At 54.8% G+C, this 13,276-nt stretch carries 11 protein-coding genes and 1 pseudogene; 9 read left to right on the forward strand and 3 right to left on the reverse strand.

What is annotated here, in order from left to right; translation table 11 throughout:
• The first annotated feature begins 12 nt into the window (after positions 1-12).
• Positions 13-237: a cold-shock protein gene (locus AC0J6G_RS09080; protein ID WP_169852850.1), complete on the forward strand. Its 225-nt coding sequence runs from the start codon at positions 13-15 to the stop codon at positions 235-237.
• Positions 238-297: 60 nt separating this feature from the next.
• Here the strand turns inward: AC0J6G_RS09080 and AC0J6G_RS09085 are convergent, their stop codons facing one another.
• Both AC0J6G_RS09085 and AC0J6G_RS09090 read right to left on the reverse strand, forming a co-directional pair.
• Positions 298-501 (reverse strand): SlyX family protein, encoded by a 204-nt coding sequence (locus AC0J6G_RS09085; RefSeq protein ID WP_475253290.1) that lies wholly within the window; start codon positions 499-501, stop codon positions 298-300.
• Positions 502-504: 3 nt separating this feature from the next.
• Positions 505-930 (reverse strand): HIT family protein, encoded by a 426-nt coding sequence (locus AC0J6G_RS09090; RefSeq protein WP_475253292.1) that lies wholly within the window; start codon positions 928-930, stop codon positions 505-507.
• A 753-nt stretch (positions 931-1,683) separates the two neighbouring features.
• Between AC0J6G_RS09090 and AC0J6G_RS09095 the strand changes: the two genes are divergently transcribed.
• A complete protein-coding gene (locus tag AC0J6G_RS09095; RefSeq protein ID WP_475253294.1) occupies positions 1,684-2,919 on the forward strand; it encodes an OprD family outer membrane porin in 1,236 nt (411 codons plus the stop codon).
• A gap of 67 nt (positions 2,920-2,986) precedes the next feature.
• On the opposite strand, the gene AC0J6G_RS09100 is transcribed toward AC0J6G_RS09095, so the two are convergent.
• Positions 2,987-3,445, reverse strand: coding sequence for a PaaI family thioesterase (locus AC0J6G_RS09100; RefSeq protein ID WP_475253661.1), 459 nt, complete (start codon positions 3,443-3,445; stop codon positions 2,987-2,989).
• A 63-nt stretch (positions 3,446-3,508) separates the two neighbouring features.
• Here AC0J6G_RS09100 and AC0J6G_RS09105 point away from each other — a divergent pair, with 63 nt between their 5' ends.
• From AC0J6G_RS09105 to AC0J6G_RS09135, 7 genes and pseudogenes are all read left to right on the forward strand, one after another.
• Positions 3,509-5,224, forward strand: a complete 1,716-nt coding sequence (locus AC0J6G_RS09105) for a proline--tRNA ligase (protein ID WP_475253296.1) — start codon at positions 3,509-3,511, stop codon at positions 5,222-5,224.
• A gap of 26 nt (positions 5,225-5,250) precedes the next feature.
• On the forward strand, positions 5,251-6,204 hold the full coding sequence (locus AC0J6G_RS09110; protein WP_475253298.1) for a hypothetical protein: 954 nt from the start codon (positions 5,251-5,253) through the stop codon (positions 6,202-6,204).
• A gap of 6 nt (positions 6,205-6,210) precedes the next feature.
• Positions 6,211-6,423, forward strand: a pseudogene (locus AC0J6G_RS09115) (lytic transglycosylase domain-containing protein); the annotation flags it as partial.
• A 323-nt stretch (positions 6,424-6,746) separates the two neighbouring features.
• Complete coding sequence (locus tag AC0J6G_RS09120; RefSeq protein ID WP_475253300.1) at positions 6,747-7,571, forward strand: PilZ domain-containing protein; 825 nt, start codon at positions 6,747-6,749, stop codon at positions 7,569-7,571.
• A gap of 1,445 nt (positions 7,572-9,016) precedes the next feature.
• Complete coding sequence (locus AC0J6G_RS09125; RefSeq protein WP_475253302.1) at positions 9,017-10,180, forward strand: outer membrane beta-barrel protein; 1,164 nt, start codon at positions 9,017-9,019, stop codon at positions 10,178-10,180.
• Between the two features lie 82 nt (positions 10,181-10,262).
• Positions 10,263-10,805, forward strand: a complete 543-nt coding sequence (locus AC0J6G_RS09130; protein WP_475253304.1) for a polysaccharide biosynthesis/export family protein — start codon at positions 10,263-10,265, stop codon at positions 10,803-10,805.
• 81 nt (positions 10,806-10,886) lie between these two features.
• A complete protein-coding gene (locus AC0J6G_RS09135; protein WP_475253306.1) occupies positions 10,887-13,127 on the forward strand; it encodes a GumC family protein in 2,241 nt (746 codons plus the stop codon).
• Positions 13,128-13,276: the final 149 nt, after the last annotated feature.

Below are 13,276 nucleotides of genomic sequence, written 5' to 3' on the forward strand. Positions count from 1 at the left end.
GGCTCGCAAGATTTGGGTGATCGCGAGACAGGTACGGTGAAATGGTTCAATACGTCGAAGGGTTTTGGCTTTATCTCACGTGACTCAGGTGACGATATTTTCGTGCACTTTCGTGCCATTCGCGGCGAAGGTCACCGCGTTCTGGTGGAAGGTCAGCGGGTCGAATTCGCGGTAATGCAGCGCGACAAAGGCCTACAAGCCGAAGACGTAATCGCTGCATTGCCTGCACGACGCTAGTCGCTCAGCCCACCCCAAACGCAAAAGGCCCGCATAATGCGGGCCTTTTGCGTTCTGCGTTTAGTAATGAGGCGGCGCCTCATCTTCAGCCAAGCCAAACTGTGAGCCCACCTCATCCTGACGCTTGATTAATGCGGCCATCTGTAACTGCAAACGTTCTAACAAACGCTGCTGCGCCACCAGCGCATCGTTAAGAGCCTGAATAGTGTCGTCCTGAAAAGCCAAACGGCTTTGCAAGTCGTTAATGCGTTCTTCTATGTCCACCGGTTAACTCTCACTAAAACAAAAATCACCGGTTAGCACCGGGCGCAAACGTGCCCTCACGGCCGCTATCTGCTCAGCCGTATAGGCCTGCGCCGGATGCCGCCCCCAAACAGGCGCCGGCCAGGCCGCATCGCCGCATCGCCGCACTATCACATGCATATGCAGCTGACTGACCACATTACCCAGCGTTGCGACATTCATTTTGTCAGCTGCAAAACAGCCTTTAAGCACTTCAGCCAGCCCGTTGGTTTCCCGCCAGAACTGCAATTGATCGCCTGCATCCAGCTGAAATAACTCGCTAACAGCCCCACGGCGCGGTACCAAAATAAACCAAGGGTACTGCGCATCATTCATCAGCAGGAGACGGCACAAGGGGTAATCCCCCAAACAGACGGTGTCCAGCTGCAAACGCGAATCTAGAGCAAACATAAAACCTACCCTTAAAACGAACCCACTGATCGGGCGTGACGAGGATCAAGATCAAGCAACGACCGTCACATCTCCAGCCTGCCTGCTAAGACCAAGCATCAACTCGCACGAACAAAGCTTACGACAAGGATACGCCGAAGCCACAACTCAGGCATTCACCATAGCCCTCACAAATCACGCACCAATACACAGCACTCTGCAAAACCGACACACATCAGCGCACCAAAACCGTTCCCTTCAGTAATCCTCACACTACTGCCCATTCGATACAGCAGTCGCAGGACAGCAATTACTTAAGACTCACGCCAAAGCACACGATTAAAAACACCTTTTCATCACCAGAAAAACAGAAATAACCGCTAAAAAATCACTTAAAAACCCAAGCAACCACCGAAAATTGGGCGGCGCGGGTGAGCACCGAGCCAGAACCTGAGCCTTTTCTGTATTTTGTGCACGACTATTGCTTAGTGATTCGCCGTAAGCGCATTGCACCGACAGGCTGCCAACGCAACCCGAGAGCATGCGCAAAAAACCTGTTCGCCTTAGCTCCAAGCACGCCAGTAGCAGCTACAAAATTGCGACATGCCCCATAAGTTTTTGCGACACCGCCGTGAAGAATTCGTCACGTATAGGCTGCAACTATCGCCAACATTGGCAGCGTGCTATAAGTTATCGCCGACACAAAAAGAAAGAGCTGTCCATACAACAACCAACAGGACAGCGCAAGTTTTCTAAACCAAAGGAGCAATCACGATGCAAGTGATGAAGTGGAGCGTAATCGCCCTCGCAGTAGCAGCGGGCACCACCCAAATTGCCATGGCCTCTGACCAATCAGAGTCCAAAGGTTTTGTCGAAGACAGCAGTCTGTCGCTTCTCGCACGAAGCATGTATTACAACCGCGATGCGCGTAATGGTGCTTCCCGCGGCGCACGTGATAACGGTTATTCCGAAGAGTGGGGCGGCAGCGCCCGTGCAGTATTCGAATCAGGCTTTACCCAAGGCACAGTAGGTGTTGGCGTGAATGCTTATGCTGGCACCCTGTTCCAGTTGGACACAGGCACTGGTCGCCGCGGTGTCGGCATGTTCCCGGAAAATGAAGGGAAAGATCTGACTATTGCTAACGCAGCGATCAAGGCGCGCATCTCCAATACCGTGCTCACATACGGCTCGCAAATGCCTTCACTCCCAGTGCTCGCATATGATGATGGCCGCCTGCTTCCAGAAACCTTCGAAGGAACGATGGTTTCCAGCACCGAGATTGAAGGCCTTGAACTCAATGCTGGGCGCTTCACTGCTCAAAATTCAATGAACCAGTCAGGTAGCGATAGCTTCGGCCTCAAATCTATCGACGTAGCTGGTGGCTCTTACGCTTTCAGCGATGACTTCAGTGCTGCACTTTACTGGAGTGATCTTGAAGACTTCTATGAGCGCAAGTACGCAAATCTAAACTACAATCTGGCTCTTGCTGAAGAGCAGTCTCTTGGTTTTGACTTCAACATTTACAAGAGCGACTATGACCGTCAATTCGGTGGTGGTGACAACACCATCTGGAGCTTGGCGACCAAATATACTATAGGGGCTCATGGTTTTATATTTGCCCATCAGCGTAACACCGGTGATCGCGGCTTCGATTATGGCTTTGGCGATGGTGGTGGCTCTATTTTCGTAGCCAACAGCTTCCTTTCTGACTTCAACCTTGAAGACCAGCGCTCTTGGCAGGCTAGCTATGAGTTAGACATGGCTACATTCGGGATGCCTGGCCTCAGCTTTAAAACTGCCTACATCTGGTCTGACAACATTGCCACTGGTGCAGGTGACGATGGTAAAGAGCACGAGTTCTTCAACCAAGTTAAATACGTAGTCCAGGATGGTGCGGCTAAAGATCTGTCCTTCCGCGTTCGCTCCTCAGTACTGCGCAGCAACTCGGAAGTTGGCACCGATACCAACGAAGTGCGTGCTTACATCGAATACCCACTGAGCGTTCTGTAATTCAGACCGCTTAGCAGGTAAAGAAAGCCCGACCTAGTTCGGGCTTTCTTTATTGTCTGCTGAAAACCTACAACGGTAGTGCATAAGTCCCCGTCACATGCGCCACCAACTCATCTTCATTACCCTGCGAATAGACCGACACTTCGCACACAGCCTGCCTGCGACTCAAGCGCAATATGCGTGCCTCAGCTAATAGATCCACCGGCTTTGGCTTAACCAGAAAGTTAATATTTAAATTCGACGTCACAGCCATTTCCACCCGCCCGAGGCTGCCCAGCACCACCGCATACATCGCTGCATCCGCCAGCGCCATAATAGTTGGCCCAGACAAAGTGCCGCCTGGGCGCACCAGCTTGCTGTGGAACGGCACCCGCGCCAGCGCGCCCTTAGCGTCCAGTCGATCGATACACAGGTTGATATCTTCAGCCATTGGCAGCCCCGCCCGGATCAGTGCCTGCACTTGATCCGCCGTCGATTTCGACACACGCCCCTCCTTTATAGGTACACGCCAGCATCCTGTACGCATCTGTACAGGCACCGTACAATGCGCGCCATTCAAAATCTCTTGCAACCGACAGAACAGCCAAATATGCGTACCAGCCAGTTCCTGCTCTCGACCCTGAAAGAAACTCCATCCGATGCCGTGGTGATCAGCCATCAGCTGATGCTGCGTGCCGGCATGATCCGCAAACTGGCTTCTGGCCTCTACACATGGCTGCCCATGGGGCTGCGCGTACTGCGCAAGGTGGAGAAGGTCGTACGCGAAGAGATGAATGCCGCCGGCGCACTAGAAGTGCTGATGCCAGGCATTCAGCCAGCCGAACTGTGGCAGGAATCTGGGCGCTGGGAGCAATACGGTCCAGAACTGCTGCGCATGAAGGATCGTCATGGCCGTGAGTTTTGCGCCGGCCCGACCCATGAAGAGGTGATCACCGACCTGGCACGCAATGAGCTAAACAGCTACAAACAGCTGCCGATCAACCTGTACCAGGTCCAAACCAAGTTCCGTGACGAAACGCGTCCGCGCTTCGGTGTGATGCGTGGTCGCGAGTTCATCATGAAGGATGCTTACTCATTCCACGTCGATCAGGCTTCGCTGCAGCAAACCTATGACCGCATGCATCAGGCTTACTGCAATATTTTTACTCGCCTGGGCCTGAACTTCCGTCCGGTGCAGGCTGATACCGGCTCCATTGGTGGTACTGGCTCCCACGAATTTCATGTGCTGGCCGAGTCAGGTGAAGACGATATCGCTTTCAGCAGTGGCTCAGACTACGCCGCCAATATCGAAAAAGCCGAAGCCCTGCCCCGCGAAACCGCACGTACAGAAGCATGCGAAGCCATGCGCCTGATCGACACCCCGGATACCAAGACCATTGATGCACTGGTTCAGGGGTTCACGATTGCAATCGAGAAAACCATCAAAACCCTTATGGTGCATGGCGCTAAAGAAGGCACCTTGGTTGCACTGATCGTACGCGGCGACCACGAACTCAACGAAATCAAAGCCGCCAACCTGGAACTAGTCGCCAGCCCACTGGTATTTGCCAGCGAAGCGGAAATTCGCGCGGCCATCGGTGCCGGTCCTGGCTCGTTGGGCCCAGTCAATCTGCCGATCCCTTGCGTCATCGACCGCTCGGTAGCCTTGATCAGCGACTTTGCCTGCGGCGCCAATATCGACGATAAACACTTTTTCGGCGTGAACTGGGAGCGCGACCTGCCGCTGCCGGAAGTAGCGGATCTGCGCAACGTGCTGGCTGGCGATCCGAGCCCGGATGGCCAGGGCACCCTGGAAATCAAACGCGGCATCGAAGTCGGGCATATCTTCCAGCTGGGCACCAAGTACAGCGAGGCACTGAACTGTCAGGTGCTGGGCGAGAACGGCAAACCGGTCACGCTGACCATGGGCTGCTATGGCATTGGTGTTTCCCGCGTAGTGGCTGCAGCCATTGAGCAGAACAACGATGAGCGAGGCATTCTCTGGAATGACGCCTTGGCACCCTTCCAGATTGCCTTGGTGCCGTTGCGTTACGAAACCGATATTGTGCGCGAAGCGACCGACGCGCTATATGCCGAACTTACCGCTGCGGGCTTTGAAGTATTGCTGGATGACCGTGACAAAAAGACCAGTCCGGGCATCAAATTCGCAGACATGGAACTGATCGGTATCCCACATCGCATCGTCATCAGTGATCGCGGCCTAGCCGATGGAAACGTGGAATATAAGAGCCGCAAGGAAACCGAAGCCCAGGCTATGCCAGTGGCCGAGATCCTCAGCTTTATCCAGGCCCGCATCGACAACTGATCTCAGCCCTTTAAGCAAGAGTCGTCATGTTCAAGCGAAACACCTTCAGCCTCATCGCCACCCTTTTGGGTGGCTCTCTGCTACTCAGCGGTTGCGCCAACCAGTTGCCGCAACGCAGCGAGCATGAGGAACGCGTCGAGCGTAAGTTGCTCGATCACAGCCTGCAAATTGATGTCGGTGAGCCACGCGTACTGGAGTTGCCACAACGCCGTGTACGCGTGCATGAACAGAAGACGTTTGAAGTCACGGCGTTTGATGTGACGCGCCGCTACGACCGCTACACCCCCTACCAGCCCTGGCGTGAGCTGTATGAAGTGCCGCTGGGGGCACTGGCTGTGGTCGGCGGTATCGGTGCCAACGTGCTGAACGTGGCATTGCTCGGCAGCCTGCCCGACAGTGCCACCAAAGACTGGATCAGTTACGGCTTTGCCGGACTCAACCCAGCAATGAACGTCGAGTCCAACGGCCGCTCGCAGCAGAACCTCGCCAGCCTGGAAGAGCATCGCCAAGACGCCCGCATGGAGTACTCCAGCCTGCCATGGGCTGAGCGCCCGGTGCAGGTCAAAGCCGGCGAGCAAAGCCACGAACTGCTGACCGACCGTAACGGCATTCTGCGCCTGAACCTACTCGACAGCCCATTTGCTGAGCAGGATGTCACCCTTATCAGTACCCTGTTGCTGACCGTTGAAGACGATCAGGGTTCGGCACGCGCCGATGCCTCGCTATTGGTTAGCCGTACCCTGCGCGGCAAACTGCAGGAAGCCCACGACCTGATTTACAACGACCTAGAAGGTGACGACGTTGCTCAATGGGTGCATCGGGTCAAACGCCTGTCGGAATTGGGTCTGGAAGAGGAAGCCAGCGAGCTAGAACAGAGTTTGATCGAGCTAACGCGTAACGATCCTGAACTGCAGAAGATTTTCCTCCAAGCCCTGACCAAAGACGCTGGCCGCTTGGTTGCCGACCCCGGCAACGACTGACACGCCGTGCGGCAGCGCCTAACCTGCGCTTTAATCGGCCTGCTGCTCTGCAGTGCAGTTTATGCCGACGTGCGTCAGGCGCCGGAGCCGGAACTGCGCCAACTGCTGCAGCAGACCGTTGCCCAAGCGGACAACTTTCAGGATCGCTTCGAGGCTGAAGTCTGGCTGCTGGATATGTCCACACGCATGCGCCGCTATATCCCCGATGCCGAGCAGCGGTGTTTTTAAGCGGGAAGTGTGCAAAAAACGATGAAAAGAAAACAACATTAGCTTGATACGTAATTGCACTCACCTGACCAAACAGTTGCATTTGTGCTGCCCTCAGACCTATGTCGCTAAACTGGCATAAATCGGCCAAAATCACCTAGCAACATCGGACAGGGAGCGCCCTATAGCTGCCTTTAGCGTACGCAAACCAGCTACCAGAAACGCTGTTCAAACACGTCTACAAAGCTCGGGACGATTAAGTGTTGCTCAACCGGTTGAGTCTAAAACTCAACGGTCATACTCAAAAAATGGACTGAATGTATGGCGCTGAATCTATGACTACCGACCGCTCCACAGCCGAAACTACGAAAGCTGTGCGACTTGAACAGATCAGAGTTGAGCTAAATCAACGCTGGATTGAGCAGGAGCTCGAACGCATCAACGAGGCTTTCCTCTCTGCACTCAAAGACGCCGCTGAGCATTGTGAACAACTGCGTCGTGAACTCGCGAGCCTGCAACGGCTGGAGCAAGAAACCAAAGCCAAACTGACCATCGCTGACAAATTACGCTTGAAGCTGGGTACTCCGTTGTCGTCTGCAAGTATGTCGGCAGCGGCGCAACATCTATCGGCCATTAGTGAGCGCATCGAGCAGCTGCAAAATGACATTCTCCTGAACAGCCCAGGAGCTAAAGCATCCTCCTTTGATACCAGCTCTAAGCTGCTCACAGCAATTGCACAAAACGATAGGGCCATATACCTAGCCAAAGCCAGCATTAACAGCGCGCGGTCCAACTGGGTAGAGGAGCAACTACAAAACCAACTGGTTGAGGAGCGTTTACAGTTAGACATGTGGCGTAAAAAAGCCACACAGACCAAAGCCCACCGCAAGGCATTGCGTTCTAACGTAAAACTGACAGTCACAGTAGAAGGCCAGAATGGCATGTTGACGGGCGTGACCAGAGATATCTCCGGCACGGGCGTGTTCATTGAGTTAAAAGATGCTGACAAGACGTTCATCGAAGGCGAGTTGCTTACCGTGCAGGTCAGCGACCTACCTGCTGAATCAATGGCTGTACGCGGGGTGGCAGTGCGCGTAGGCAGCAATGGTTTGGGCGTGCGATTTAGCTCCGCTAAGAACGCCTTGCGCACTCAGATTTAAAACCGGGATCACTCGCAGTAAATCACTCTCGGCCTTTGGATCGCCCAGAACAAAGATTTCACGCCTGGGCCACGGATCACAGCCCAAATACCTAGAAGGCAGTTGGCCGGTTCGCGCTGACATAGAACGGCTACGCACGCTTGAATCCCCAACTCGCTTATTCGTACTGGTGATCGTCAAGGGTGAGAATGAGACCAACAAAGGCAAGCGTCTTCGCAGAAATGAGTGGGTAGATAGATTTCGCAACGGCGGCCAGCTCTGTAAGCTCTGGATCACTTTTATTTTTGGCGCCAACATCCTGATTCAGTGCTCGACCCAAGCGCACGACTGGTTATAATGGCATTTCGACTGCACAGCGATTTTGGAAACTCGGGCTCACGCCGCTTACGCGATTGCCCGAGGTGCTGTTTTCTGACCTAACGCGCTGCGAGCTAGTAGCGGGACAACGTCAGCAGCACACAGAGTAGTTGCATCAACAAAGCTGTTTACGCAAAATTCTCAGCTGAAGAGCTGCTTAGTGCTCAACCTAGTGCCGCGACCTGCGGTGCCTAAGTGCAAGATCTGACTATTGTTAATGGACTAACACAATGAAAGCCTCTACAGCACATCCCCCGCTAGCCCAGCACCAGCCTGCATCCATCGCCTGCATGTGCCTGTTACCCCTATCAAATCGTACGCCGCCCTTCGCAGGGCAGGCTTCGTATTGATGCTGTAAACCCCGAAACCCATTGCACCCAACACGAGCGTTAACTGCGCGACCTGTGTAAACGGCTAACTAACAACCCCAAAAACTGCCCACTACTCACTGCAGAAGAGGGACAGGACTCCAAGCAACATCCAACGAGGACGTTTGATATGCGTAAAACTCTTTCTGGTCTTTCCCTAGCTGTAATGCTGGCATCAGGTGCCGCTTTTGCAGATGAAGCCACCCTAGCCGCTTTGCAGACTGCAGGCGTAGCACTGACCGCCGAGCAAGCTCAAGTGGTAGCCGCAGCAGAAGGCGAAGCCCTGGTTGCTGCCATCGCTAGCCTGGTTAGCGCTAACCCAGAAGCTGCCGCTGCCATTGTTGGCGCTGCAGTGTCCGCTAACCCATCGTTGGCTGTTTCCATCACAGCTGCCGCTGTAGCTGCTGCGCCGGCTCAGGCTGCTGCAGTTACCGCTGCTGCCACCGCTGCTGCACCAGCTCAAGCTGCAGCTATCGCTTCTGCAGCTAGCGCAGCCAGCACTAACGCTCCTTCGGCCGTAACCAGCTCCGGCACAAGCGTCAACACTTCTGGCGTACCAAGCGGCAGCGGTGGCGGCGGTAGCGGTAGCGGTACTGCTAGCCCTAACTAATAAGCTATTGGTTTAGCGCTAGCTCAATCAACATCAATGCGAGGCCCCAAGGTGCTCGCATTGTTTTGCTGTTTAAAACAGCAAAACCACGAGTAAGGATCGCGTTTTTTATGAGCATGAATTTCAAAACAAGTTCACTGGCGGCAGCCGTTTCGGTTGCGCTGTGCGCTAATGCCTGGGCACTTGAGCCACAAAGCATCAAGCTGGGTGACGGCCTGACCTTCACGCCGACCCTTCAGGTCAGCGAGCGTTACGACGACAACTTCCGCGCCGTTGAAAACAACGAAGAGTCCTCTTGGATTACCGGTATTACACCAACCTTCACCCTCGCCGCTGAAGGCCGCAAAAGTGCCTACGAACTGACCTACTCGGCCAACACCGACATCTTTCATTCGAGCCACAACGACGACAACACCGATCATCACCTGACCGCCAACGCGGGCTTTGAGTTCGATGCGCGTAATCGCCTGGTGCTCAGCGCTGGCCATCACAAGGTTGAAGAGACCGCATCGCTCGACCAAAACGCAGAAAACGACAAATACAGCACCAGCAACATTGGTGGCCTGTACACCTTTGGTGCAGAGACTGCGCGTACCCAGCTGGACTTCGGCGCCAACTACGAAGAGCTGCGTTACCAGAACAGCAACAACCTTAATGCTGACAAAGAGCGTGACACCACCGCACTGAGCAGCACTGCGTACTACCGTGTAGCGCCGAAAACCCGCTTGCTGGTTGAAGCTCGCCACACAGATTACGACTACGTCACCAATACTCGTCTCAACAGCAACAACGTCGCCCTGCTCGGCGGTGTGACGTGGGAAGCAACAGCCAAAACCACAGGTACCGTCAAGATCGGTGCTGAGAAGAAACGTTTTGATGATTCCAGCATCGACGACAAGAGCGGTTCGCTGTGGGAAGTGGGCGCCAGCTGGGCACCGCGCACCTACTCGACGTTCAACCTGAACACCCGCCGTGCACTCGACGAAGGTGATAGTGGCGCCTCCTCGATCCAGTCGCAGAGCACCACCCTGAGCTGGAATCACGAGTGGCTTGATCGCCTGAGCTCCGACGTCAGCTACACCTACTCCGACCAGGAGTACCAGGACGTTAAGCGTGACGACAAAATTAAGACCCTGGGTCTGGGCCTGACCTACGAAATGCGTCGCTGGCTGGACATCGGGGTGGGTTACAAGTACTCCGAGAATGATTCAACCGCTGCGAACGAAAGCTACGAGCGCAACATTTACTCGATCAGCTTCACCGCCAGCCTGTAAGCAAAAAATGTAGTTAAAAGGAGGGGGCAACCCCTCCTTTGTGATCGCATTGCACCCCAGATTTTCAAGGGCACCGAAACATATGAACATTCGCACTTTTTTCAGCCTGGTTCTTGGCATGCTGCTGATCACCAGCAGCTACGCGCAGGCAGCAGAAGGCAACTCCCAGTACAAGTTGGCGTCGGGAGATGTCATCCGAATCAATGTTTTCGGTGAACTTGACCTCAGCTTTGAAGAGTTACGCCTAACCGACGCCGGTACCTTTTCCTACCCGTTCATTGGTGAGGTAAAAGCTAAAGGCAAAACCGCTGCAGAGATCGAACAGATCATCGTCGACAAACTACAGGGTGATTACCTGGTCGACCCACGCGTTTCGGTTAGCGTGCTGACATACCGCGAATTTTTCATCAGCGGCGAAGTAAAAACACCGGGAGGCTATCCCTTCCAGCCGGGCCTGACATTGCGCCGCGCCGTTGCACTGGCCGGGGGCTTGACCGAACGCGCCTCGCAAAACCGCATCACCATCATCCGTGATCAGGATGAGAACCGCACTGCCGTCGCCGCTACCCTCGACACCTTAGTAATGCCTGGCGACACCATCACCATCGATCAAGGTTTTTTCTAGCCGCCAACCCGTCTTCAAGCTTCGCTACGACGCTCTAATAACTGCACGAGCGGCCTCAACACATTCAGAGTTTTGCCACGCATGGAAAATAACACCCAGATCAACGAGCGTAACGTGCTTGCCCAACGCCAGGATGCGGACGATGACGAAATCGACTTGCTCAAGTTGTGGCAAACCATCTGGCACCGCAAATGGAGCATCTTGACCCTGGTCTTGGTAGTGACCATGGTCACCATCCTAGCTGTGTTCGCCATTACGCCGATCTACCGCGCCGCCGCCACGCTGATCATTGAAGAGCGCGCCGCCAAAGTAGTGTCGATCGAACAGGTGTATGGCCTAGAAGGCTCGGGCAGCGAGTTCCTGCAAACCCAGTTCGAGCTGCTCAAGGCACGCTCGCTGGCCGAGCGCGTAGTGCGTGAGCTGAACCTGACCACGCACCCCGAGTTTGATCCGCGCCAGCAGCCCGAGCCCCTAATTGATATCAAAGGGCTGATCGCTAACTTTGATTTCAACAAGATCGTGCCCGCGACCCTGCCTGAAGACCTCGAAGCAGAAGCGCTGGCCACAGAAGCGGAAATTTTCGACGAAGTCACCGTGGCGTTCATGGAACGCATCAGCATCGAGCCGCAAGGCAAGAGCCAGTTGGTCAAAGTTCAGGTGGACATGGCCGACGCTCAGATGGCAGCGCGCGCCGCCAACGCCTTGGCGAATGGCTTTATTGAAGGTCAGCTGGAAGCCACCATGGAAATGTCCATGACCGCGACCAACTGGATGAACAGCCGCCTGGGTGAGCTGCGTGACAAACTCAAAAATGCCGAAGACCGCCTGCAGGCCTACCGCGAAGCGGAAAACCTGGTTGACGTAAACGGTGTTGGCACCATTAGCGCCACAGAACTCTCCCTGACCGGCGACCGTATGATCGACGCCCGCCGTGAGCGTGCGGAGGCAGAAAGCCAATACCGCCAGGTTAAGGCCATGGGTAAAGGTAACTGGGAGCGACTGGCCAGTATTCCAGCCGTACTGGGTCACCCACTGATCCAGCAATTCAAAGGTGAAGAAGCCAAGGCGCGCGCCAAGTACGAAGAAATGTCGCGTCGCTACGGTCAGCGCCACCCGGCAATGGCTGCAGCTCGTTCTGACCTGAACGCAGCCTCCGCCAGCTTGCGCAGCCAGGTTGAGCAAGTAGTCGCCGGTATCGAGCGTAACTACCAATTGGCAGTGGCCAACGAAAGCTCCCTGCAGGCCTCGTTCAACAACAACAAATCACAGATCCAAGAGATCTCGCGTAAAGAATTCAAACTGCGCGAGCTGCAACGCGAAGTGGATGGCCACCGCGCACTCTATGACACCTTCATGACGCGCCTGAAAGAAACCGCCGCGACCTCAGACCTGGACAGCGCCAATGCACGCGTTGTCGACAGAGCTGTAGTACCGACAGAGCCAATCAAGCCGAAGAAATCCTTGATCGTTATCATCGCTGCCCTACTGGCTGCCTTTATCGGCGTCGGTTTGACCCTGCTACTGGATGCCCTGAACAACACCTTCAAGAGCACCGAAGAAGTAGAAGGACGCCTGAATGTGCCAGTGCTGGGCATTCTGCCGATGATTAAAAATCTGGAGCGCAAAGACCTCGCACGGATGTTCACCAGCGATAAAGACAAAAGCTTCTCCGAGTCGGTCCGTACCATCCGTACCGGTGTGGTGCTGTCGGGCATCGACAACCCACACAAGGTCATGGTTGTCACCTCCTCTATTCCTGGCGAGGGCAAAAGTACCGTCTCCGTCAACCTTGCATTCGCCTTGGGGCAGATGGAAAAAGTACTGCTGATCGACGCCGACATGCGTCGCCCAACCTTGGCCAAGAGCTTCGAGTTCCCGGTCGGTACACCAGGCCTTGCCAACCTCATCGCCGGTACAGCCAAGCTCGAAGATTGCATCCGCACGGTTGATGGTATCGACATGCTCAGCGCCGGCACCGTGCCGCCTAACCCGCTGGAGCTGCTGTCTTCGCCGCGTTTTGCCAAAGCCATCGAACTGCTTAAAACCAAGTACGAGCGCATCATCATCGACTCACCGCCTACCCAGGCTGTGAGTGATGCAGTGGTGCTGTCGACCTTCGCCAACTCGCTGATCTACGTGATCAAGTCGGACTCCACGCACATCCCCTTGGTGGAAAAAGGCGTCGGCCAGCTCTTGCAAAACAACGCACCAGTCAACGGTATCGTGCTCAACCAAGTCGATATCAAAAAGGCCAAGAAATACGGCTACAGCTACGGCGGTTACTACGACTACTACGGCTACAGCAACGCCAAACAGGCTTGAACAGAGCGCCAGATTGAACCGAGCCGCAGCTTGTGTAGGGTGGGTTAGCCGCAAAGCGGCGTAACCCATCGGCGGGGCAGCGACGGACAAGGTTCACGACAGCGCTGCACGTTCAGCATTGTTGGTGGGTTACGCCTACGGCTAACCCA

The organism is Pseudomonas sp. TS_SC_3, from assembly GCF_056156225.1.